This window comes from Salegentibacter sediminis (assembly GCF_002078605.1).
Classification (GTDB): domain Bacteria; phylum Bacteroidota; class Bacteroidia; order Flavobacteriales; family Flavobacteriaceae; genus Salegentibacter; species Salegentibacter sediminis.
Window position 1 is genome coordinate 61,129 of sequence record NZ_MSJR01000011.1, and the last position, 21,710, is coordinate 82,838.

25 protein-coding genes are annotated in these 21,710 nt (G+C 38.6%); 7 read left to right on the forward strand and 18 right to left on the reverse strand.

From position 1 onward, the window contains the following. Positions 1-5: 5 nt before the first annotated feature. The 3 genes from BUW93_RS13625 (at position 6) to BUW93_RS13640 (ending at position 2,628) form a co-directional block, all read left to right on the forward strand. Complete coding sequence (locus BUW93_RS13625) at positions 6-893, forward strand: carbohydrate kinase family protein (protein WP_081212288.1); 888 nt, start codon at positions 6-8, stop codon at positions 891-893. A gap of 611 nt (positions 894-1,504) precedes the next feature. Next, positions 1,505-1,999 carry a hypothetical protein gene (locus BUW93_RS13630; protein ID WP_081212289.1) on the forward strand — a complete coding sequence of 165 codons (495 nt, stop codon included), beginning with the start codon at positions 1,505-1,507 and terminating at the stop codon, positions 1,997-1,999. Between the two features lie 311 nt (positions 2,000-2,310). Next, complete coding sequence (locus BUW93_RS13640; protein ID WP_081212291.1) at positions 2,311-2,628, forward strand: MIT C-terminal domain-containing protein; 318 nt, start codon at positions 2,311-2,313, stop codon at positions 2,626-2,628. 508 nt (positions 2,629-3,136) lie between these two features. Here the strand turns inward: BUW93_RS13640 and BUW93_RS13650 are convergent. From BUW93_RS13650 to BUW93_RS13665, 4 genes are all read right to left on the reverse strand, one after another. Beyond that, entirely contained in the window at positions 3,137-3,451 is a 315-nt protein-coding gene (locus BUW93_RS13650) for a hypothetical protein (RefSeq protein ID WP_081212293.1), read from the reverse strand. Positions 3,452-3,783: 332 nt separating this feature from the next. After that, entirely contained in the window at positions 3,784-4,767 is a 984-nt protein-coding gene (locus tag BUW93_RS13655; RefSeq protein ID WP_081212294.1) for a type II toxin-antitoxin system HipA family toxin, read from the reverse strand. After that, entirely contained in the window at positions 4,764-5,096 is a 333-nt protein-coding gene (locus BUW93_RS13660) for a HipA N-terminal domain-containing protein (RefSeq protein ID WP_081212295.1), read from the reverse strand. The genes BUW93_RS13655 and BUW93_RS13660 overlap by 4 nt, the downstream gene beginning before the upstream one ends. Before the next feature lie 7 nt (positions 5,097-5,103). Beyond that, a complete protein-coding gene (locus BUW93_RS13665; RefSeq protein ID WP_081212296.1) occupies positions 5,104-5,313 on the reverse strand; it encodes a helix-turn-helix domain-containing protein in 210 nt (69 codons plus the stop codon). Positions 5,314-5,846: 533 nt separating this feature from the next. Here BUW93_RS13665 and BUW93_RS15185 point away from each other — a divergent pair. Beyond that, the gene (locus BUW93_RS15185; protein ID WP_081212297.1) at positions 5,847-5,999 is read left to right on the forward strand and encodes a helix-turn-helix domain-containing protein; all 153 of its coding nucleotides are present in this window, start codon (positions 5,847-5,849) and stop codon (positions 5,997-5,999) included. A gap of 153 nt (positions 6,000-6,152) precedes the next feature. Here the strand turns inward: BUW93_RS15185 and BUW93_RS13675 are convergent, their stop codons facing one another. The 6 genes from BUW93_RS13675 to BUW93_RS13700 form a co-directional block, all read right to left on the reverse strand. Continuing rightward, positions 6,153-6,554 (reverse strand): DUF6730 family protein, encoded by a 402-nt coding sequence (locus BUW93_RS13675; RefSeq protein ID WP_081212298.1) that lies wholly within the window; start codon positions 6,552-6,554, stop codon positions 6,153-6,155. A 17-nt stretch (positions 6,555-6,571) separates the two neighbouring features. Beyond that, entirely contained in the window at positions 6,572-7,438 is an 867-nt protein-coding gene (locus BUW93_RS13680) for a relaxase/mobilization nuclease domain-containing protein (RefSeq protein WP_081212299.1), read from the reverse strand. Then, positions 7,435-7,731, reverse strand: coding sequence for a mobilization protein MbpA (gene mbpA / locus BUW93_RS13685; protein WP_081212300.1), 297 nt, complete (start codon positions 7,729-7,731; stop codon positions 7,435-7,437). The genes BUW93_RS13680 and mbpA overlap by 4 nt, the downstream gene beginning before the upstream one ends. Before the next feature lie 121 nt (positions 7,732-7,852). After that, entirely contained in the window at positions 7,853-8,725 is an 873-nt protein-coding gene (locus BUW93_RS13690) for a toprim domain-containing protein (RefSeq protein WP_081212301.1), read from the reverse strand. A 197-nt stretch (positions 8,726-8,922) separates the two neighbouring features. Further along, positions 8,923-10,104 carry a virulence-associated E family protein gene (locus BUW93_RS13695; protein WP_232778369.1) on the reverse strand — a complete coding sequence of 394 codons (1,182 nt, stop codon included), beginning with the start codon at positions 10,102-10,104 and terminating at the stop codon, positions 8,923-8,925. Positions 10,105-10,115: 11 nt separating this feature from the next. Then, a complete protein-coding gene (locus BUW93_RS13700; protein WP_081212302.1) occupies positions 10,116-10,403 on the reverse strand; it encodes a helix-turn-helix domain-containing protein in 288 nt (95 codons plus the stop codon). A 403-nt stretch (positions 10,404-10,806) separates the two neighbouring features. Between BUW93_RS13700 and BUW93_RS13705 the strand changes: the two genes are divergently transcribed. Then, positions 10,807-11,775 carry a type IV toxin-antitoxin system AbiEi family antitoxin gene (locus BUW93_RS13705; protein WP_081212303.1) on the forward strand — a complete coding sequence of 323 codons (969 nt, stop codon included), beginning with the start codon at positions 10,807-10,809 and terminating at the stop codon, positions 11,773-11,775. Beyond that, positions 11,750-12,583: a hypothetical protein gene (locus BUW93_RS13710; protein WP_081212304.1), complete on the forward strand. Its 834-nt coding sequence runs from the start codon at positions 11,750-11,752 to the stop codon at positions 12,581-12,583. Before BUW93_RS13705 ends, BUW93_RS13710 begins: the two co-directional genes overlap by 26 nt. 29 nt (positions 12,584-12,612) lie before the next feature. Here the strand turns inward: BUW93_RS13710 and BUW93_RS13715 are convergent, their stop codons facing one another. The 3 genes from BUW93_RS13715 to mnmE all read right to left on the reverse strand — a co-directional run bounded on the left by BUW93_RS13715 (position 12,613) and on the right by mnmE (position 16,140). After that, positions 12,613-13,236 carry a hypothetical protein gene (locus BUW93_RS13715; protein WP_157893339.1) on the reverse strand — a complete coding sequence of 208 codons (624 nt, stop codon included), beginning with the start codon at positions 13,234-13,236 and terminating at the stop codon, positions 12,613-12,615. Positions 13,237-13,321: 85 nt separating this feature from the next. Then, positions 13,322-14,464: a site-specific integrase gene (locus BUW93_RS13720; protein WP_081212306.1), complete on the reverse strand. Its 1,143-nt coding sequence runs from the start codon at positions 14,462-14,464 to the stop codon at positions 13,322-13,324. Between the two features lie 224 nt (positions 14,465-14,688). After that, positions 14,689-16,140: a tRNA uridine-5-carboxymethylaminomethyl(34) synthesis GTPase MnmE gene (gene mnmE / locus BUW93_RS13730; RefSeq protein ID WP_081212308.1), complete on the reverse strand. Its 1,452-nt coding sequence runs from the start codon at positions 16,138-16,140 to the stop codon at positions 14,689-14,691. A 148-nt stretch (positions 16,141-16,288) separates the two neighbouring features. On the opposite strand from mnmE, the gene BUW93_RS13735 reads away from it, so the two are divergent. Further along, the gene (locus BUW93_RS13735) at positions 16,289-16,627 is read left to right on the forward strand and encodes a DUF4870 domain-containing protein (RefSeq protein ID WP_081212309.1); all 339 of its coding nucleotides are present in this window, start codon (positions 16,289-16,291) and stop codon (positions 16,625-16,627) included. Between the two features lie 110 nt (positions 16,628-16,737). Here the strand turns inward: BUW93_RS13735 and dnaN are convergent, their stop codons facing one another. The 5 genes from dnaN to BUW93_RS13760 form a co-directional block, all read right to left on the reverse strand. Further along, a complete protein-coding gene (dnaN, locus tag BUW93_RS13740) occupies positions 16,738-17,856 on the reverse strand; it encodes a DNA polymerase III subunit beta (protein ID WP_081212310.1) in 1,119 nt (372 codons plus the stop codon). Positions 17,857-18,058: 202 nt separating this feature from the next. Further along, the gene (gene gldG, locus BUW93_RS13745; protein WP_081212311.1) at positions 18,059-19,729 is read right to left on the reverse strand and encodes a gliding motility-associated ABC transporter substrate-binding protein GldG; all 1,671 of its coding nucleotides are present in this window, start codon (positions 19,727-19,729) and stop codon (positions 18,059-18,061) included. A 2-nt stretch (positions 19,730-19,731) separates the two neighbouring features. Then, positions 19,732-20,466 (reverse strand): gliding motility-associated ABC transporter permease subunit GldF, encoded by a 735-nt coding sequence (gldF, locus tag BUW93_RS13750; protein WP_081212312.1) that lies wholly within the window; start codon positions 20,464-20,466, stop codon positions 19,732-19,734. A gap of 94 nt (positions 20,467-20,560) precedes the next feature. Beyond that, positions 20,561-20,854: a putative quinol monooxygenase gene (locus BUW93_RS13755; RefSeq protein ID WP_081212313.1), complete on the reverse strand. Its 294-nt coding sequence runs from the start codon at positions 20,852-20,854 to the stop codon at positions 20,561-20,563. 3 nt (positions 20,855-20,857) lie between these two features. Next, the gene (locus tag BUW93_RS13760; protein WP_081212314.1) at positions 20,858-21,694 is read right to left on the reverse strand and encodes an SAM hydrolase/SAM-dependent halogenase family protein; all 837 of its coding nucleotides are present in this window, start codon (positions 21,692-21,694) and stop codon (positions 20,858-20,860) included. Positions 21,695-21,710: the final 16 nt, after the last annotated feature.

Sequence of the window (21,710 nt, forward strand, 5' to 3'; positions counted from 1 at the left end):
AAAAAATGGCAAATAATAGAGCAGTTTGTTTTGGTGAAGTTCTCTTTGATGTGTTCCCCGATGGGGAACGCATAGGAGGGGCACCTTTAAATGTCGCTTCCCGGTTAAGTAGCCTGGGGGTACAAACCGAAATGATAAGTAGTATAGGGAATGATGAAAGAGGAAATAAAATAATGGGCTGTCTTCAGGAAAAGAACATTTCTACAAAAAATATTACAACTAAAGAAGATTACCCAACCGGGTTAGTACATGTAACGCTTTCTGAAAGTGGTTCAGCTACCTATGAGATTGATTATCCTGCTGCCTGGGATAAAATAGAGGTTTCAGAGGCTATGAATACCTCTGTATCAGATAGTAATATTTTTATTTTCGGGAGTTTAGTTTGTCGTGATGAAATAAGTCGAAGTACTTTATTTGACTTATTGGAAGTTGCGAAATATAAAGTGTTTGATATTAATTTACGTCCTCCATACTTTGATAAAAATTTACTAATTGCGCTAATGGAAAAAGCTAATTTCATTAAATTCAATGACGACGAGCTCTTCGAAATCGCCGAAATGTTGGGGTCTCCATTTCATTCCCTAGAACAAAATATTCACTTTCTCGCCGAAAAGACCAACACCAGGGATATTTGTGTGACAAAGGGCCGGCACGGGGCAGTTTTATTGAAAGATGAAAAATTATATTATAACAGCGGGTTCAAAATAGAAGTGAAGGATACTGTGGGGGCAGGAGATTCCTTCCTGGCTTCTCTTTTAGCCAAATTACTTCAAGATGAAGAGCCTCAGCAGGCCTTGAATTTTGCGTGTGCGGTAGGAGCTTTGGTTGCTTCAGAAGAAGGAGCAAATCCAGATATTCCGAATGCTAAAATAAGTGCATTTATGAATGTATAGTTATCCGATTTGAAAGGACTGAGATTTTTATTTTTCTAATTATAATTTAAATCGGCACTATAATTTGATATTTAGCCATATTTGAATTTGCAATTTATGAAGAGTGGGGAAGAATAGGAATTTTGGAGTTACATAGAGATCTCCGCCTTTACCGAAGTGAATTCGGGATAAGCTGCGGAGATGACGAACAGCTGGAGAAATAATTTGAGATCTCCGCCTCCGCGGAGATGACATTTTGTTATTTAGTGAATTCGGGACAAGCTGTGGGGATTGCTCCAGACCTTTTTTCATGCAACTTGTTTTAAATATTTTAGGCGGACGGCGGTGCGAAGCGAGAGAGCCGTCTCGCCGGGTTGGTTAGTTGGTAGTCTTTAGTCTTTAGCCGGTAACTTTTTGGCTGGGAGTGCCAAGTGGATCTTATCTATTGTCCAATTGGTAAGTTTGGATCAAAATATATTCAATGAATTAACTTTAATTCGATTTTATTATCTTTAAAAAGAACATTAAAAAACACCTACTAGCATGGGTGAATTTGAAATTAAGAAGGACTAAGCTGGAGTTGATCCCTTTGGGAGCCTGAGATTCCAAATTTTGATTAATCTAATTTTTAAATGAAGTTCGGGAAGGAAGAAAAACGATTCTGGAAAACTAAATTTTCGTTTGGATTAAATAACATTCCATATGAAGTTGAGCATTTAAGCTTCAGGGATGAATATTTGACCAACGAGGAGCTTTGCTTTATCACTTCCAGAATCAAACGAATAGAAAGATTGGATCTGGATAGTACTTCTATTGACGATGACGGAATTCCATGCCTTTTGGAAATGGATTATATAGGAGAACTTAGGCTGGTAAATCTTGATATTACAGATAAGTCTATTAATACACTACTAAAGCTTCAGTCGCTAAAGTTCCTTCATCTTGGCTCTACACAGGTAAGTTGTGATGGAGTCTTAAAACTAGCCGACCTGCCTAATTTAAAAGAACTATTTGCAAGTCCTGAAAAAGTAGAGAAAGATAAACTGGATAACTTTATAAAACGTTCGTCAGATTGTGAGCTAATCATTAATAGTAAGCCTTATTCTAAAATTAGTTATGGGTTTTGACAAGTGTTGGTTTCAATAATTGAAATCAGAATTTTCATTTTTCAACCGGTTGCGGGCAGTAAGGAGTAATAGATTCAGGGTTCCCGTATTTGTATCGATCCCTATAGGTTTCCGATTAAATAACCTGCACTAAAAAAACCAATAAGTGTTAATATCCATTTCAAAGTTTCAGAGTTACTTTTTTGAAGTTTTAAAGCGGTGAGCTGTTGCTGCTGGAGGATGTTATTTTTCTTTTGAAGTATAATCTGGAAGTCTTTGGTTTGGTTGGTTTTTTCCAGGTTTTTTACAAGGGAAGTTAGAGTGGCTATAAGTTGCTTGCAGATAAAAAAGAATCGGATACCGAAGTCAAGCTTCATTTGGTTACTACCTGTGATGAAGAATATCTGGAAACCACTACAGAAGCATTTGATAGTATGGCATATTCTGTAGAAAGCATGGGAATTATTTTAACCTATGAATTCGATAATTACATACACGACCGCTATATCGCATTGGACAATGGCTGGAAGATCATCCTGGGGCGCGGTCTTGATATCTGGCAGAAAACCGGCGGATGGTATGACATCAATGAATATGTGCAAGAGAAGCGGCTTTGTAAGAGTTGTGAGGTTACGTTTTTGAAAATTTAATAAAAGCGCAATATTTTTTAATACCGTAATTCCGGTGGCTTCTTTCTCATAATTGGCGGCATCTCGTGAGGATAGCGTTCTATTTTCCTGTCTTCTTCTTTTTTCTTACAGGTGCGACAAAGGACCATCAACCTATCAGGGTGGGAGACTTGGTTTTTAAAATTCGTTTTTAGTGGATTGATCGGGAAGGATTGCTTTTTGTTTTCGGAATATTGGTTCAAGATACTTTTTAGGAGTTTTCTTTTGTTGATTGTTTCTTTTTCAATTACCTCGGGGAACTCCATACTTTTGCAACGCTGACAACATGAATTTTCCTTAAGATATTGTGCATGAACCTCCTTTTCCCAAATATCCAATAAAGGAGTCAAATGATTTGTAAGCTGTTTTTTTGTACCTATAAATGAATTGGATTCAACTTTCCGAATTTCCTTTTGAGGGAACAGGCTTTTCAGAAATGCTATAACTTTTTGAGTAAGATTTTTCCTTTTGTGTTTATTTTTACGAATTCTTACCCTTTTGAGATTGGATTTCCTATGAGTAGCAAGGGTTTGGGATGTAGGAGTTTGTACCTGTAAAATGCTTTGATAGCTGCTCTATAGAGACCATGACTTTGATGTCCCATTTCTGAAAATCTTCCATCGCTTTCATAGCAATTTTTGATCTTTTCAACCTCTTTCAGGTCTTTGGCATGAATATCTGTTGGTCTACCGGTATATTGACTGTAATGCTCGGAAAGTTTATGGATAGCCCGGGAATAACTGTAACCTGTTATCTCCAGTTTTCCTTCTTCACGAATCAACCAGGATTTAAAATTTTCATCCATCTAAAACTTATTTCCAATAAATTTAAGGTTTTTATTTGTAATTATTTTCCTGATACATATACTGTTAAGTATATTTTTGATCAATATTAGATAGTTTAAGTTTAGCTTTTATGCTCAGGGGAAGTATGGGAATTGAATCTAGGAATTGCAGTGTATAAAATTCTAAATTTAATTATATGGATTTCGCTTAATTTTACCCTTTTTGAACTTTCGGATCCTTTCCCCGAAAACATCGTATAGCTAACATCGGTTTATCGCAAATAACGTGTCTGTCTCTAGGAATCAGCTAATCTTAACTTTGAGAACAAATAGTTCAACTTTTTGAATCTCTGTTACGCATTTATTTTTTGCAGTTGCTTCAATCGATATTCATAATCCTGAATATAATTTCGCTTTGTGGATTCCTCCAAAAAGGATGCCTGGGTTAGTTTGATGACTTCTTTAGAATTCTCCATCATAATTGTCATGATCTCATTGAACTGTTTCGGTTTTATCTCCACTTGTTCTGCCAGAATTTGGAACTGTCCTGCAATTGTTGTCTGGGCCATACTTTTGGGCAATAATCCTTCTTCCAGGGCAAAATCACTATCATCCACATGGATACGGGTATTGAGTAAGTCGTACGCCGGACTTAACCGGTGATCTCCCATAGGTGTTTCCAGAATGGCAAAGTTTTTCAGGTGGGCATCACCATTGGAAAACAAATAATTAAATACCAGGAGTTTATATAATTTAGGCGTTTCAATGCGATAAGCCGGCAGGAATTTTTTCATCAACTGGAATAATTCCAGGTAATTACATTCATATTTATAATGCTCACCATGTGTTTGGGGAGTTTTACCGGCAAGGGTGGCAAAATCTTCTTTGGCTTTTTTAGAACCGTCCGGGTTTATATCAAAACGTTTAGTAATATACGCCGGAGCATCATTTTTAAAAAAGATAAGCGCATTTTCGGCGGTTTCAATATTATAAACCTGGCGTGCGATCTGCATAGTTAAATGCTCGTTGGCAGGCATTTGGTCACGCTTCTTACCGACAGTGGGAATGGGTTTCAATATATACGTTCCTCGCTCACCTTTTTGGATGAGGCGCAATTTATTTTTTTCCAGGATTACAGAGAACTTCTCCTGCACTCCGGAAATAGAAATACGTTTTTGATTATCCTCAAAGAGTTTATCGGTTTGCGGGTTAGAATTTGGCGCATCATAAGGCAGCACGTGGGAAACCTTACGTCCATCAAAAACCCGTTTCAAACAGGTCCTGCTATAACTACTATATCCTTCGGCTAAGGTTCCGGGGCAATAATCTACTTTCATTTAGATTCTTTAATTTTTTTGACAGTGATTGCGCCTACCGTATCATAACGAGCGGTATTCATAAGAATCCCAAAGTAATCATCGGTATCCAATCGATTTGCCTGACATACGATTTGTTTGTTCGCACCTTCGGGAAGCATATTATAAAAAAATGGGAATAGGTACTCAGAGTGATATTCCGGTTGAGATCGAGGCAGAGTAAGACTAATAGAAGGATTTTCCGGATCAGCTAACCATGAGTCAAGATAACGGAAGCTAAAACTTCCGTTATCATGCTGTTTTAGTATACCCGCTTCTTTCCCTTTATAGAATATAGTCGCTTGTCTCATATATTACTTATACTTTTTTGACCTGTAGCGTAATTTCCATTCCGAGGATATCCGTAATTTTTTGTAAGGATTCCAGGGTAGGGTTGGCCTGACCGGTTTCGATCTTGTATAGCGTATTGATTCCGACATCAGCCATATCGGCTAATTGTTTCTGCGTGATTCGCATGGTATCGCGACGCTGTTGAATTAGCTCTCCAATCTTCTGCTTTGCTTCCATAGACTTAATTTTACCATCTTAAACCCACACTATATTGTGAAAAATTAATTCAAAATTTCTTGTGGATATAAAAATACGTTAAAATACACACTTTAATGTGAAAATTAATGTATTTATATCTTTAGTAATTGAAATTCATATATAAATCACATTATAATGTGATTATGAATGTACGGTGGAGTATGGTTAGAAATAAGTTTATCCCTTGAATTTAAATTTATCTGAAGGAATAATTAAGCGAAGAACCTACCAAACTGATGGGGTAGGGAAATTCCAATTGATATATAATTCATTAAAAACTTAATATTTGATTTAGGAGAGGACAAACCTAAAATATGACAGATTACCTTTAATTTTTCGGTTCCTGATATAATTTTCGCCTATGTAATTTTAAAAATTTGAGACATAGAAAATTCAATTTTATTAGAAAAGCTTACCAAAGAAGAACTGTTAGCGAACCTTAGGTCGATCGTTCGTGAAGAGTTAGAAGAATTTAAAAACAATTTACCCGAATTAGTTAATGATGATGATCTATAACCAGAAATGAAGTGGCAGACCTGCTTCAGATTGATCTTTCCACTATTCATAACTGGACACGTAAAGGAAGACTTAAATCCTTTGGAATCGGAAGTAGAGTATATTTTCGACGCAGGGATATTGATGAAGCTTTAATACCTTTAAGATAGAAAGGATTGAGTAACTAATTCAGCACTCAGTTTAATATGTATAACCTCCCCCCATATCTACCATAACTTACCTGCGCCGGATCCTATGCTGTTTTTATAACGTACGGGAAGTTAAGTGTAAAGTAAAAACAGCATAGGGCGCATTCTACTTTTTCATTCTAGAGTATTATCTCCTTTATGAATTGGAACTTCTTTACTTAGCTGCCTATATAATTTTTGATTCATATTTTGGCTTTCAATCACCTTATAGGTGAGGTAACTAAGTGATATCAGTAGTACCAATAAAACACTGAGAAGTAATCTTGCCAGGCTCTTAGGAAGGATATATGCCCTTTCCAGCTTTAAATGTATTAGTTCCAGGTTGCCTGTTCTTATATTTTCCTTTTGCTGCTGGATCTTAAGAAAAGAATTCAAATGATTTTCTAAGACCTCAGTACTCAGCGGTACACTGGTTTTCTGCAATTTATTAGATAAATTCTCAAGGCGCTCAAGGGAAGATTTAAAATCAGCCATCTCATCGGCCATCAGTTCCATAATTTCATCTAGTTTTTTCATCGTTCAACATTTATAATTCATATCCCTATTCCGGTATCCCTCACTATTTTTATAGCTCCTTTTACAAGCTCTTTGGTTATTTTGGTCGACAGATTGCCACTTAGCTGCACAGTTTTTTTTAATACCAGGAGGTTTTTTGGTGCTTCCCTTAGTCTAGTTAAACTCTGGTTTTGCGAGATCGAGGGAATTAACCTATTGCCGCTCATCGACCGGTCGACTTCACTTGCTTTAAGGTTCACCCCTTTGTATTTCACCCGGAAGCCCTGCAGTTGATTCGCTTTATTGATAGTGGGGATTACTTCCACCCTCTGAGCTTTCATTTTGCTTATATATTCATCCAGGGATTTTGGCCTTGACTGCAGTACCCGGTCATTTATACGCTTGATTTCCTGTCGTAAGCCCTTTAACTCATTAAGTCTTTCTCGTTGTACTTCCCGAACCCTGGTAAGCCCTAATTCTTTTGCTACATTATCGGCAGCGATCTGGCTTCGTTTTCCAATAAAGCTGTCATTGTAAGCCTTCCCATCAAAGCCAATTCTATTGGTATAGATATGAACATGGGTATGCGCTTTATCCCGGTGAACGAACCCAATAGATTGGTTGTTTTGTAGATTCATCTGCTTTAAAAACTTTTTAGCGAGTTCTTCCAGCTCTTTTTTGCTTAAATCCTTTCCGTCCTCAATTGTTGGGCTTACTATAAAGCTTAAGGTGTTATTGGTGCACCTGAGATTTTGAGACTGAATAATCTTAAATTCCTCGGCTATTTCAGCGGGGGTATCTCCGGCCACGTGTTCTCTCAGTACAATTTCAGCCTCCTTCTCCTGGTTCCAGCCATAGGATATAGATACCCTTGTCCCGGAAATAGCATGTCCTTTCCCAATCATTTTTTAAGGGTTTTTAAATGTTCCCTGATTTCCCTGGCCAGGCTTTCTACAGCATTGGCCAGCTTTGGATCCCGCTTTTTAAACATATTCCCAATGCGGGTAAAGTTGTTCTTGTACTGTACCAGCATCTGGTAAGACTGTAATTGTTCCGGAGTTATTCGTTCTACAATATTTCTATCAAAGGCCGCAGCACGGATATATTCTGAAAGGGAAATTCCTGCCCTGGCCGCTCTTCTTTTGAGCAGCTTCTTCTCGTAGATCGAGCAGCGAACCTGGATATATTCCCTTTTCATTTTTTCTTTTTAAAATCTTTGCAACCATCGGGCGTAAAGCAAGATTGTCATTACAATGACACATCTTGCTTTTCCCTTTCAACTGAAATTTTCCGATAGGCATTTACCAATTACCGACGCATCAATTTTTTAAAGTCAAGGATTTTTCATCTTTCAATTTTTCATTTAGGTCAACATATCCGCGATAAGAATCACTATAATCGGTAACATTATCAAAAAGGTTTAAAAGCGAATTGGCTGCTTTTTTGCCTGCTGGGTCATTGTCCAGATAAATCAGGACCTTATCATATTTAGGGATGAGCATTTTAATTCTATCCAAAAAAGCAAGGGAATTTAAAATGATACAGTCTGAGCTTTGTACTAAGTCTTCATCGATGGTTGCCAGGGAAAGAAAATCAAACATCCCTTCCGTGATAAGTAGCTGTTTAGATCCTCTTTCAAAAAAGGAAAAGGTTTTTGGGCTACTTGAGGTTTTGTAGTATTTATTTCTAAGTTCCCAGCCTCCCTGATAATTTTGAAGACCAAGTGCAAAAAATCGTTTCCCCTTACATCCATACCAAACCTGCCTGCAGTATCTCCTGCCAATCTCAAAAGGTATATTCCGGGATTTCAGATAATCAATTAATGCTTTCAGGTGAATAAATTGAACATCCAGTATTCGGATTTCTGCCTCATTTAAAAGATGTTCAACATCCGGCGGGCTAAAAGAAAGAGATTCCATATCATTCTTTAAAAATTCGAGGGTTTCCCTTACAGACCAGGATTTTATAAGCATAATAAGATCTATGGCATTCCCTCCTTGTCCCAATCCGAAGTCGAACCATAAGTTTTTAATTAAAGAGACGCTAAAAGAGGCTTGCGTTTCTGACCGCAGGGGACTCAGAAACCAAGCTTCTTTTTCCGTTGTTCTGGTGGGAAAGTGCCCTAATTTTGCCAGCGTTTTTACGATGCAAATATTACGGGCACTTTTACACGATAAGTTGTTTAAGTTCATTTTTTAATTTTTAAGTTACCTATTTACCCAGGCCAGTAAAACCAAGAGGTTTTATTCTTTTATTACTGTTATTCCTATCTACCTTAATTACCCGAGGGTAGATTGGGTAGATAGTTTTAGATATCTATTTACCCCCTAATCTCTCCGCTGTTGATGGCCTCTTCCGGACCACAGGGTATTAGGGTAAATAGTTTATATTAAATTTCTAAAGGAGAGGTCTTAAACCTTTGCTTTATCAGGTAGCCGTATGTCCCACTTTGGCGTGATTTTACTCTTTCATAGTTCAGGGCTTTCAAGGCCCTTCCCATATAATACATATTCAGTCGCGGATTGATGCAATTGAGTTGCAGTACTATATCCGATGCCGTTTTAAATTCCGCTGGATCTGAGCTTGGCGTGTAATATTTAGAGAGTAGCTCTTCTTCCATACTGGCTTCCCGATAAGTTTTGTTTCTTTCTTCATTTACAATAATATCCTCCAGGGTCAATTCCGGGCAGAATTGTTCATCCACATAGGCCAGGTAATAAGCCTGCGCCCATACTTTGTCAATATCTATTTCCCGGGAATAAGCGAAATCAATTTTTCCATTAAGCTGAAAGCATAGCCAACGCACAGAACCGGTTTCGTCATTAAGAAATGTTGCCCTGTTGGTAGATCCTATAAAACTGCAGGTCCTTCGCAGGTTTGAATTTTTGCGGTCATAAGGCAGTCTTTCATTGATCATTGTTTTTGAGAAATAAGCTTTAAGCGCATTTATTTCTCTTTTAGCCAGCACAGATAATTCGTCCAAATTGATGATGAAATTTCTGGTAAGTTGAATCCTGGCATCTTTATCGGTTGTCATATCTTCAGCAAAATACCTTGATAAAGCAGGTGGACAGAGAAACCGGCACCAGGTAGACTTACCTGAATTTTGTTCCGAATGCACCAACACTAAACATTGCTTATTGAAATAATTTTCTTCCAGCGCACCCTTAACTGTTCTCACCAGCCATTTCCTAAAGTGATAAAGAAACTGCTCAGGTTCCCTGGTAGGAAGATAGGAAGCGAGTTTTCTTATATGATCCCCACCTACCCATTTCGGTAGCTTATCAAAGTATTCCGCAATCGGGTTAAATCTTGGAATCAGGTTAGATCGCAAATAAATATCAAGTTTCCCCGGGTTAATCTCAATGTTTGATTTTGCTAATTCTATAAGTAGAGAGTTCACTTCAAAATCTTCCCAGGTATTTGCCCCTCTAATAGAGATCTGAAACTCGTGGGATATTTCGTTAAACCGGATATCATATTTCTCAGACACATACTCATCTACAGAATCGTAGATTGTTTTTTTCTTCTGTTCAGAAACCTGATAGAGTTTAGATTCAACTTTCATCATAACCCAGAGCTTTAAAACCTTTTATTCCTAAAGGTATATTCTACTGCTCCGCGCTTAATTTCATCTTTAGAAGAATGACTATTATTCAGTAACCAGTTATCCAGTTTATCACGGGAGAAGAAGATTAATTTACCTCTGGGTTTGGAGAAAGGAATTTCCCCCCTGGCGGTAAGTTTATACATGTAACTTCTCGAAATCCCTGTATAATCACAGGCCTGATCAAAAGTCAATACGGCTTTGTGAGCACGGACTAATTTTTCTATACGGTCCAGTTGCTCTAAAATTTTCAGTTCGTTCATTTTGAAAAATTTAAGTTAGAAAATGAACAAAAGCGCTTTTGTAATTAGAATTCTGGAACCAAAACTAAGAAGGGAAATAAACAGAAATGTATACCTTGAATACCAGGTATGTAAAGTTTTATGTAGGTATACAATTCAGAAAACGAGAATAGAAAAAACTTTGAATTTATATGTGATCACATATAAATTTTAGGAGATCCTTATTATTATATGTTTATGCATATAACCAGCAAAGAAGGATTTTCCCTATCAGGGGAAAAGATTCCAGGCTCACAGTAAATATGAGATACCATTGCAATTCTATTTTATTGCGTCACTTAGTTAAAAATTATATTAGTTTATTTATATTTGTTCATAAATTTATACTGTTCACGAATCGTGAACACAATAAAAACGTGAACAGATGGACGCTGAAATCTTGCATAAAGCATTAGAAAACCTTAAAGATCCCGCACATATATATGGAAAGTTTGAAGCAGGAGAGGAGTTAGATGGTAATCTAATCCTGCATTTTCCTAACAGGCCGTCTTTAAAAATGGTGATAGAAATAAAAAAAGAACTGAGGCAACATCAACTCCTTCAACTTATTAAAACTAAACGGCAGCATGATAATTTTTTACTAGTGGCCGAGAGATTACTTCCGGCCATAAAAGGTCAATTACAAAAGGAGGAAATAGCTTACCTTGAAGAAAATGGTAATTTTTTTTTAAAAACAGATGATTCTTTCTTCTTTATCGATTCCAATAAACCCATAAAGAAAAAGAAAGACACAGCTAGAAAAGGATTCACAAAAACAGGTTTAAAACTTGTATTTGGCTTTTTATTAGAACCAGAACTTATAAATGCCAATCAAAGAAGCATTGCCGAAAAAAGTGGAGTAAGCCTTGGCACCGTGCCAGGAGTAATTAAAACGCTAAAAGAAAATGGTTTTATTGTTACTCATAAGAAAAACTTTGTCTGGCAGAACAGAAAAGAACTTTTAACCAGCTGGATCAATGATTATGAAAAGATTCTAAAACCTAAACTATTTCGAGCTCGTTATGAGATAAGAAAGGACTGGCAAAAACTCCAATTGAAGCAAGGAGAAACCCATTGGGGGGGGGAGCCTGCCGGAGATCTGTTAACAGGTTATCTGAGACCTGAAGAATTTATTTTTTATAGCAATGAGTCTCAGATAAATCTGATGAAAAGTTACGATCTCAAGCCAAATGCTAATGGAGAACTCCTGGTTTACGAAAAATTCTGGAGTGGGGATTCAGGTGCCACGGCACCTCCTTTATTGGTTTATACCGATCTTATTTTAAAAGATGATAAACGCTGTAGAGAAACAGCTCAAAAGATTTTTGATGAGTACATCCAACCAATCCTATAAAGAACTTGCAATTCCCTATTTTAAGGAGGTTTTTGAAATTATAGATGAGATAATGCAAAAACACAAAATCCCTTATTATTTGATTGGGGTTAGTGCCATTGCATTGGAGTTATTAAAGGAAAACATTAAACCGAGCCGTGGTACCAAAGACATAGATTTTGCTATAATGATCTCTTCTACAAAAGAGTATCAAAAAATAATTTCCGATTTGGAATCAAAGGGATTTACCAAGGTACAGGCACCCTGGACCTTTTACAATAAAGCATTCAATGCCGTAGTAGATGTGCTTCCATTTGGGGAAATTGAAGAGGAATTCACTATGAATTTTAATAAACGCAATATAGATCTTCACGTACTTGGCTTAAAAGAGGTACTTGCAGATGCCAGGGAAATCTATATAGATGAGAAGTTGGTACAAATCCCACCTCTCCCGGGAATGGTAATCTTAAAACTTATAGCCTGGAGTGACAGGCCGGAAGACCGGGACCAGGATCCAGGTGATATTTTAAAAATTATTGAGCATTATTTTGATTACAACTATGATGAGATCCTGGAGCATCACAATGATATTTTTCCCGCAGGAGAATTAGATCAGTTAAAAATTTCAGCCCGGGTTTTAGGGAGAAATGCTAGAAGATATCTTCAGTCCTCAAAAACTTTGGAAGATAGAATTCTGGGAATTCTTGAAAAACATACCTCTTCGCCTCAGAACTCGGATTTTCTAAAAAAATGGGCTATTTTGAAAGATTGGGATCTCGCCTATGCAGAAGAAATCCTTACAGAATTTAAAACAGGAATCACAGAATAAGGTTTCAGAGTTATTTACTGTAAATTCTTTCAACTCGGCCTTCTAAAAATATTTTCAAGCGTTTCATTATGCTTAGAAACCGGTGATCTCGTAGCTGCATTTTTCAGTGTATTGTAATTGTATTTCTTGCCGTCGGGTCGCATAACCAGGTTTGAAGTGATAAATAGACTTTTCATAGTCATTGTATTACCGGGAAATGTTTTGGAAAGATATTCATAAAATTCGCGGGAGCTTGGCCCATCCATATTAAACTGAATTTTTGAATTATGATCGTCCCAATTTTTAGTGAGGACATTCTTAAAATCCTGCAGACTTGTCTTTTCGGAATCCAAAAGATCATATCTCATTAAATCATGATATAACTTTTGGAGCTGATCATCTGAAATAGCCAGGTTAAAATTATTGTCCTTTTTTAAAGAGCTGACCAATTTTTGGCCTTGGATACTCTTTTTAAATTTATCTGTCCAGGGTAAAATTGAAAGAAAGAAGCCGAGTAAAAAAACACTAAGGATAATCCCAAGTACAAAATAGTTATCGGGTTTAATGGTATTCCGGGTATACGCCATAAAATGCATTAATCCCAAACCTAAAACAACGAAAAGAAGTCTTGGCTTTTCGAAGTTTAATTTCCAGGATACGCCTTGATCGAGCATAAAATTTAAAAAAAAGGAGCCATAATGAAGTACTAACCTCCCATAAATATATATGAAACCTAATGTTGTGAGATATTTAATTATATCAAAATTCATAGTCCATTTCAAGCTCAGGAATCAAGTTAGCTGCTTCCTTCTTTTTCTTATCTACAATCTTGGCATACACTTGGGTCGTTCTTATTTCTTTATGTCCTAAGACTTTTGAAACCGTATAAATATCTGCTCCGTATTCCAATAGTAATACTGCGTGAGTATGTCTTGCACTATGAAAGGTTATGTGTTTTGTGATTCCCGCACGCATGCACCAGCGAAGAATTTCGGCATTAAAATGAGCTCCATACTTTAGCCCCTGGAATACACGGTCATTTTCTCTTTTCCTTTTGCCCAAAAGTTGTCTTGCCTGATTGGAGATATATTGATATTCTTGTCCTGAAGTCTTCTTTTGTTTAAAAATCAGTCGTGATCCTTCGTCTTCATCTCTAACCTCAAGCCAGGTAAGCTTGTTTATATCACTCCATCTCAGTCCGGTTAAACAACTAAACATAAATGCATTTTTAAGGACTTGATGCTTACAGTAAGCTTTGGCCATAGCTTGCAATTCCTCTTGCGTAAGATATTCCCTGGTTGTTTCTCCCTGTGCAAAACCCTTTACGGTTGTAGCATAGTTTCTTCTGGTATAACCATCATCAAAAGCCTGGCGTAAGGCAGCTTTAAATTTGTTATAGTAGGTGTATTTAGAGTTTTGAGATAATAGCGTGTTAGACTTGGTCTTTGCTTTTTTGTTTAGATACTTTTTGAATCCCAGAACAAAGCCTTCATCTATATCTTCAAAGGTTATTTTTTTTCTGCCTACATAAGCTTCAATATGATTCTGAGCAGCATCCCAGTTATCATAATTTCCTTTGGATTCATAACGCTCTTCTTTGAGTTTATCATAATAGGTAAGGAACAGGAGCTTATCTTTTGACTTATCTTTTATCCCATATTTTCCTTGGGCGTATTCAGCCCTTCGGATGGATAATATTTGTTCAGCTCTTAATAGGGTTTCTTCATTTTCCTTTTTTTCAGAAGCATTTTTGGGATTTATATGTAAATATTCTTTGAGGTATTCGAATTCCCTTTTATGAGTTTGTTTCCCATTTTCATCTCTAACGTTTCCTTTATAGTATTCGATATACAGGCTATACTTTCCGGAGGCTAGTTTCTTCTTCTTTAGCTTGATTTTCATATCTGTTTGTTTTTCATAAAGATAGCCAAAAAAAGAATATGAGGTGTACCAAGGTACACCTGAGAAACAAATTTTAACATTGAGGTGTACCAGAGGTACAAAAATAGGTTTAAAAACATGAAAAGAAGAGAAATACGATAAAAATAAAAAGGGCTGTTAAGCCCTTTAAAATATACTGTTTTGGTGTTATTTGATATCATTTGACACCAAATAAAATACCTGAATTATTTACCAATACAGAAATTACCGAATATATTTCCCAGCAATTCATCGTTAGTGACCTCTCCGGTGATCTCCCCAAAATAATGCAGTGCCTCTCTGATATCTATAGCCAGCAGGTCTCCCGAAAGATCATTGTTCAAACCTTCTTCAACCTTATTGATCTCCTCCAAAGCTTTTAGCAAGGCGTTATAATGCCGGCTGTTGGTTACTATGGTGTTGTTGTTTCTCAAGGCTCCGGTATTCACGAATTCCAGCAATTTCATCTTCAGTTCCTCCACACCTTCGCCGGTCTTCGCCGAAAGTAACTGCAGGCTTGCACCCTTAATCTTATTTAAAGTTTCGCGGAGTTCTTTTCTTTCTTCTTCTGAAAGCTGATCTATCTTATTGGCTATAATGACAAGTGGCTTCTGGGGAAACTTGTTCTTTATTTTTTCTATTTCTGTGAAGAGTTTTGAAATTTCTCCCCCATTAGGAGAAGATGCCTGAAGGGCAGAAGAGGTAGTATTTTCCTCTTTCCACTTACCACTATCTACTAAGGCAACTACGACCTGCGCCTGACTGATCTTATCAAAGGTTCGTTTTATCCCGATGCTCTCCACCACATCCTGGGTTTCCCGTATTCCGGCCGTATCTATGAATCTAAAGCCAACCCCGCCTATACTCATCTCATCTTCTATACTGTCCCGGGTTGTGCCAGCAATCTCCGAAACAATAGCACGCTCCTCATTGAGCAGGGCATTGAGCAAAGTGGATTTTCCCACATTGGGCTCGCCCACTATGGCTACGGGGATTCCATTCTTTAAAACATTTCCTGTGGCAAAAGAGTCTATGAGTCTTTTAAGCACCTGCTGAATTTTAGCCACCAGTTCTTTAAATTGTTCCCGGTTCGCGAACTCCACATCTTCTTCTGAAAAGTCTAATTCCAGCTCTATCAGGGAAGCAAAATCCAATAACTCCTGTCTTAACCTGTGAATTTCACTGGAAAAGCCTCCACGCATCTGTTGCATAGCCATTTGGTGACTGGCCTGGTTTTCTGAAGAAATAAGATCGGCAACGGCCTCGGCCTGGCTCAGGTCCATTTTACCGTTTAAAAAGGCACGCATAGTAAACTCTCCCGCTTCGGCAGACCGGCATCCTTTTCTAATCATTAATTGAATGATCTCTTGTTGTATATACGGACTCCCATGGCAGGAGATCTCTATGGTTTCTTCACCGGTATATGATTTCGAACCCCTGAAAACAGAGACTAATACCTCGTCTAAGCTGCGTTCGCCATCTACGAGGTTTCCAAGATGTAAAGTGTGACTGGGCTGTTTCTCAAGAGGTTTATTACTCTTTGCTTTAAAGAGCGGAGCCACGATTTCCATCGCCTTAGGTCCCGAAACCCTTATTATTGCAATAGCCCCGGCTCCCGAAGGAGTTGCCAGCGCCACTATGGTGTCATTCAATTTCATAGCGCAAAGATAGGTTGCCCTGCAGCCCTCTCCAAAAGTGCTTGAAGAAAATTAACAAAACCCATAGATTGTAACATTTTTATTTTTCGGGCGTCTTATTTATATAGGAGTTAATTAACTTCTTAACATTAACACCAAACACCAAACAATGAGAGAAGATAACCAAATGCTTGTTTTAACACATCTTAGTCAGTTGCTGGATCTGGTAACAGGAATTGGCGGCTTCCTTGTTCCGCTTATTCTGTGGTTAACCCAGAAAGACAAAGTCGCGGGGATGGACCACCACGGTAAGATGATCCTTAACTTTCAAATAAGTATGTTTATTTACAGCATTATAGCCGTTCCTCTCATTTTTCTCTTAGGTCTCGGGCTAATAGCCTTGTTCGTAATCGCTGTAATTATGATCGTGCTACCCATCGTGAATGCCCTTAAGGTGAGCAAAGGCGAAATGCCACATTACCCACTGAGCATCAAGATCCTGAAATAATTATAAATAAAAAACCTCTCAAATCTTTATTATTTGAAAGGTTTTTTGATTAATTATCTTACTCAATACTCAATACTCAATACTCAATACTCAATACTGAGTACTCAATACTAGTTATTCAACATCACTGGCATTACCAGCATAATGATCTTTTCACCCGGGTCCAGTCCGTCTACCGGCGTAAGGATTCCGGCACGATTTGGCAGGCTCATCTCCAGTTGCACTTCATCTGAAGTCAGGTTATTCAACATTTCCGTAAGGAAACGTGAATTGAAACCAATCTGCATATCGTCGCCCTGGTAAGAACAGGTTAAACGCTCTTCAGCCTTGTTGCTGTAATCTACATCTTCTGCAGAAATATTTAACTCGGCCCCGGCGATCTTTAGTCTTACCTGGTGCGTGGTTTTATTTGAAAAGATAGAAACCCTGCGCACTGAGCTCAAAAACTGGTTTCTCTCTATGGTTAGTTTATTCGGATTCTCCTTCGGAATTACCGCCTCGTAATTCGGATACTTTCCGTCGATAAGTCTACAAACAAGCTCGGTGTCATCAAAAGTGAACTTCGCGTTAGAATCGTTGTATTCGATTAAAACTTCGCTTTCGCTTCCCGCCAGAATTCCTTTTAGAAGAGTTAACGGTTTTTTCGGCATAATAAATTCAGCCGATTGGTTGGCGGTAACATCTTCGCGGGAATACTTTACCAACTTATGTGCGTCGGTGGCCACAAAGGTGAGCCCTTCAGATGAAAACTGAAAGAAAACTCCGCTCATCACCGGACGAAGATCGTCGTTCCCTGAAGCGAAAATGGTTTTCCCGATAGCCGTGGCAAGGATATCACCTTCTAATCTTGTGCTGCTGGGGTCTTCCAGTTCAACAGGATTTGGAAACTCCTCTCCCTGCGCGTAGGCAAGGGCGTATTTTCCGTGGTTGGAACTAAGTTCTATGGTATTGTTATCTTCAGCTACAAAGGTGAGCGGTTGCTCCGGAAAGGTTTTTAAAGTGTCCAAAAGCAGTTTGGCAGGCACCGCGATCTTTCCTTCAGAATCTGAATCTACCTTTAACTTGGCAGACATCGTAGTCTCCAGGTCTGAGGCAGAGACCGTAAGTTCATCCTGCTTAAGGTCAAATAAAAAATTGTCTAGTATAGGGAGGGTGTTGTTATTGTTAATTACTCCGCCCAGTATTTGAAGCTGTTTCAGCAGGTAACTGCTGGATACAATAAATTTCATCGGCTTTTCTTGATTAATTAGAATCAGTTACAAATATATTTCAATACTTCAAAAATCCCCTGTTTCCCGGTGAATTTTTATTAACATCAAAATAATGTTTAAAGCCTGCAAGGTGCCTTAAAATAAGGCTTTGTAAATTTTATAGTTGTAGAAATTGTTAATATGTTCCCTGTGGAAGAGAATCCCTACGAAAGGCTTTGCGTTATTTTACGTATTTTCTTTTTCTGAAGAAATTAAAGGCAAAACCAAAGATGGCCAACAGGATTAAAGGCATAGCTAAATTGATGAGCTGCCATTTCTCTCTTTCTGTTGAAGCTTTTACCTGGTCCAGAAATGCGATGTTGATCTCCTTGCTTCTAATATCTATGAGGCCGGTGTCATCGAGCATATAATTCACCGCGTTCATCAAAAACTCTTTGTTTCCGTAGGTATTTCCGGTGTATCGCTCAAAGCCGAGTTCCAGGGGCTCTCCCTGTCGTAATTCATTTTTGAGGACATCACCATCAGCGATCACCAGCATCTTGGTTTCCTTACTGCTTCCAAGATCATTTTCTAAAGAAAAAGGCTTGATCCTGTTTTTATAAGCCGAGGTAAATTCGCCTTCCAGTAAAACCGCTAAAGGCTGTTCGCCGTCTCTATAGCTGTTCAGATCCGGCTCTTTGCCCACCATACTTAAACTGATCTCTTTTGGGGTTCCTTCTACTTTAGTCTGTGGGGAACTGCTTAGCAAGATGGTCTTTTTTACCTGATTTTTTAAGGTGTCTATCTGGTTGGCATATTCAAACTTAACTGCTTCGATATTGCTGGTAATAGGATGATCGTTAGGCGAAGCGCTAAACGGACTGTAAAACCAGGGATAGGGATTGAACCTCGTATTATTGCCACTACCCGAAGCCAAAATGATAGGCGCCGAATAAATATCATTGATCAATACCGGGTTGATCCGAACTCCGTAAGAAAAGAACATATCGCCCAGGTTGAGGTCCCGGGGATAGGCGAGGGCAGTCCCGGTTGGGTTCAATAAACTGTCGGTTTCCATCGCCACACTTTCGGTGAGCCAGATAGATTTACCGCCCTGCATAGTATACTGGTCTAAAACGTATTTCTCTTTTTCTGAAAAAGCTTCTGTAGGCTTTGCCTCGATGATGAGATCGTATTCTTTAAGATCGTTCAGGGTTTTCTGTGGATTGACTGCAGTAGAATCTAAAGTAAAAGGTGCCAGTAAATAATAATCCTGCAGGCTACGGATGAAATCTGCGATGAGGGCATCAGGCAGTTCTCCGTTTCCGCGCATCACCGCGATCTTTTTTTTCCGCGGATAAATGAGCTTGCTCAAACCATCGGCGAAAGCGTATTCCAGTTGCTGCACCGAGTTGGTCACCAGCTCTTCATCTGAAGCCCCTAACTGATTTTTTAGCAAAGGAATTTTGATCGATTTATCTCCGTAATTGGCCATTGCCCAGGGGATGATGAGCTCTTCCGAACTTTTTCCGCTTTCCTGCACTGAGATCCTGGCCGGGGTCATCCCCAGCTCGTAGAATTCGGTAGCAATAGCTTCAGCGTCATTTTCCTCCTCGAGGGGATCGGTGAAATTGAATTTAATATTGTGATTATAAGCCGCAAACTCTTCCAGCATTTGTCGCGTTTCATTTCTGAGTCTTCTGAATTGCGACGGGAATTGTCCCTCCAAAAAAACATCAATAATTACCGGCTCTTCTACGTCATTAATGATCTTCAGTGCGGCAGGGGAGAGGGTATATCGATTATCCTGGGTGAGATCCCAGCGGGTAAAGAACGCTGATGCCAGCCAATTCAACACTGCAATGGTCAGAACAAGGATAACAAGCGATTTGTATGTATTGCTGTGCTTCAAGATCAGGATTTTTGCTGCAGGTTTTTAAGTCTGATTTCTGTGAGCTTAAGAAAAAGAAAGATGAAACTTATAAAATAGATCAGGTCCCGGCTATCTATAACGCCCCGGCTTATGCTTTGGTAATGATAACTTATTCCCAGGTATTCCAGTCCGTAATTTCCGCCTGAAATACTTGCCGAGGAAAGTCCCTCAAAAGCGAAATAGCTCAAAAAACACAGGAAAACCGCGATGATAAATGCGACGATCTGATTCTGGGTGAGCGAGGAAGCAAAGATCCCAATCGCGGTATAACAGCCGGCCAGGAAAATAAGTCCTAAATAAGAGCCCAGGGTCGCGCCTACATCAAAATTCCCCACGGGATTCCCTAATTGGTGAATAGTTATAACGTATAAAACACTGGGGATAATCGCAAGGATGACTAAAATGAGTGCGCCAAAATATTTTGCTAAAACAAGCTGGGTAAATCCTATGGGGCGGGTGAGTAAAAGTTCCAGGGTACCCTGCTTTTTCTCCTCAGCGAAACTTTTCATACTGATGGCAGGGATAAGAAAGATAAAGATCCACGGGGCCAGGTTAAAGAAAGCTTTGATATCGGCAAAACCACTATCCAGGATATTATATTCCCCCGGAAATACGAAAAGAAACAAGCCGCAGGCCACCAGAAATATCCCTATCACCAGATACCCGATAGGAGAAGAAAAGAATGATTGTATTTCCTTATTTAAAATGCTTAACATTTATTCAGTTATTCAGTTCTCAGTTCTCAGTTTGCTGTTTATCATTTGTTGATAACTCTCCACTCTCCACGAACCAAAGCCTACCGACTACCGTCTATAGACTATTGACTTTTTCCACACTCCAGGCTTCTGGTTTTTCGTTGAACATGGTTTTGGTTTCAGCCCAGATGCCTTTAAAGAGTTCAGAATTTCGATAATTCTCCAGGGCTGTTTCATCGGTCCAGTGACTATACGTGAAAAACTGGTTTGTATTGTCTTTTCCTCTCAATAATTCCAGGTGCCTGCAACCTTCAAAATTCCGGATCTTCTTTTTATCAGCTTCAAAGTTAGCCAGAAATTCCTCTATTTTTTCGGGATCAAAACCCATTTTTACAATTCGTATCAGCATAGATTATTGAAAGTTTATGGTTACAGTATCCCGTAGATCCAGCCCGAAGAGGGTTGCAGCACTACCCACGGTAGAAGGATTGCTTTTATAGATAGCTAATTCTATATACCCGGCCGAATTGAATAGCGCCAGTTTTTTGCCATCTTCAACCCCGCGTTTCTCCTTTTCCTGTTCAAAATTGATCCAGCCACTATAAGACTCGTGAATATTTTCAAACCCTACCATCCTGGCGCTCAATTTAAATTTACGACCTTTTCCTACCTGCTCAAACAGTTTACGGGGAATATTGGTGATAACGTTTCCGTAGTTGTCAATATAGATCACATGGCCTACTATTTGGTTTTTATCGGTGTTGATTATTGGTTCAAACTCCTTAAGGTATTTGATCTCGCTAATGCTTTTCCCAATTACTTCCAGGGTGCCGCCACGAGCCAGGTGGCTGGCCACCTTTACAAACACATCCAACACAGGGAAATTGGTCTGTAATTTGTCGTGAATGTTGATCTCTACGATCTTTGCGGGTTTGATTTCTGAAGCCAGTAGGGATAAGATTCCGTTGTTGGCGCAAATAAAATAATGATCGTCCAGCAACACAGCCAGATGTTTGTTCTCTGGGGTAAATTCTGAATCGATCCCAATTATATGGATACTCCCCTTGGGAAAACTATTGTAAGCATTCCTGATAATATAAGCAGCCTCGCTAATATGAAACGGTGATACCGAATGAGAAATATCAACAATCCTCACCTGCTGCTCCAGCTCGGTGTAAATCGCCCCTTTAACCGCTCCTGCGAAGTAATCTTTCTCTCCAAAATCGGTAGTTAAAGTAATGATGGCCATAGGTTATTGTTAATAT

Bases quoted from the DNA above. Each gene is read 5' to 3' on its own strand.
- BUW93_RS13625 (WP_081212288.1), top strand. From the start codon at position 6: ATGGCAAATAATAGAGCAGTTTGTTTTGGTGAAGTTCTCTTTGATGTG.
- BUW93_RS13630 (WP_081212289.1), top strand. From the start codon at position 1,505: ATGAAGTTCGGGAAGGAAGAAAAACGATTCTGGAAAACTAAATTTTCG.
- BUW93_RS13650 (WP_081212293.1), bottom strand. From the start codon at position 3,451: ATGGATGAAAATTTTAAATCCTGGTTGATTCGTGAAGAAGGAAAACTG.
- BUW93_RS13655 (WP_081212294.1), bottom strand. From the start codon at position 4,767: ATGAAAGTAGATTATTGCCCCGGAACCTTAGCCGAAGGATATAGTAGT.
- BUW93_RS13660 (WP_081212295.1), bottom strand. From the start codon at position 5,096: ATGAGACAAGCGACTATATTCTATAAAGGGAAAGAAGCGGGTATACTA.
- BUW93_RS13665 (WP_081212296.1), bottom strand. From the start codon at position 5,313: ATGGAAGCAAAGCAGAAGATTGGAGAGCTAATTCAACAGCGTCGCGAT.
- BUW93_RS13675 (WP_081212298.1), bottom strand. From the start codon at position 6,554: ATGAAAAAACTAGATGAAATTATGGAACTGATGGCCGATGAGATGGCT.
- BUW93_RS13680 (WP_081212299.1), bottom strand. From the start codon at position 7,438: ATGATTGGGAAAGGACATGCTATTTCCGGGACAAGGGTATCTATATCC.
- mbpA (WP_081212300.1), bottom strand. From the start codon at position 7,731: ATGAAAAGGGAATATATCCAGGTTCGCTGCTCGATCTACGAGAAGAAG.
- BUW93_RS13690 (WP_081212301.1), bottom strand. From the start codon at position 8,725: ATGAACTTAAACAACTTATCGTGTAAAAGTGCCCGTAATATTTGCATC.
- BUW93_RS13695 (WP_232778369.1), bottom strand. From the start codon at position 10,104: ATGATGAAAGTTGAATCTAAACTCTATCAGGTTTCTGAACAGAAGAAA.
- BUW93_RS13700 (WP_081212302.1), bottom strand. From the start codon at position 10,403: ATGAACGAACTGAAAATTTTAGAGCAACTGGACCGTATAGAAAAATTA.
- BUW93_RS13705 (WP_081212303.1), top strand. From the start codon at position 10,807: ATGGACGCTGAAATCTTGCATAAAGCATTAGAAAACCTTAAAGATCCC.
- BUW93_RS13710 (WP_081212304.1), top strand. From the start codon at position 11,750: ATGAGTACATCCAACCAATCCTATAAAGAACTTGCAATTCCCTATTTT.
- BUW93_RS13715 (WP_157893339.1), bottom strand. From the start codon at position 13,236: ATGCTCGATCAAGGCGTATCCTGGAAATTAAACTTCGAAAAGCCAAGA.
- BUW93_RS13720 (WP_081212306.1), bottom strand. From the start codon at position 14,464: ATGAAAATCAAGCTAAAGAAGAAGAAACTAGCCTCCGGAAAGTATAGC.
- mnmE (WP_081212308.1), bottom strand. From the start codon at position 16,140: ATGAAATTGAATGACACCATAGTGGCGCTGGCAACTCCTTCGGGAGCC.
- BUW93_RS13735 (WP_081212309.1), top strand. From the start codon at position 16,289: ATGAGAGAAGATAACCAAATGCTTGTTTTAACACATCTTAGTCAGTTG.
- dnaN (WP_081212310.1), bottom strand. From the start codon at position 17,856: ATGAAATTTATTGTATCCAGCAGTTACCTGCTGAAACAGCTTCAAATA.
- gldF (WP_081212312.1), bottom strand. From the start codon at position 20,466: ATGTTAAGCATTTTAAATAAGGAAATACAATCATTCTTTTCTTCTCCT.
- BUW93_RS13755 (WP_081212313.1), bottom strand. From the start codon at position 20,854: ATGCTGATACGAATTGTAAAAATGGGTTTTGATCCCGAAAAAATAGAG.
- BUW93_RS13760 (WP_081212314.1), bottom strand. From the start codon at position 21,694: ATGGCCATCATTACTTTAACTACCGATTTTGGAGAGAAAGATTACTTC.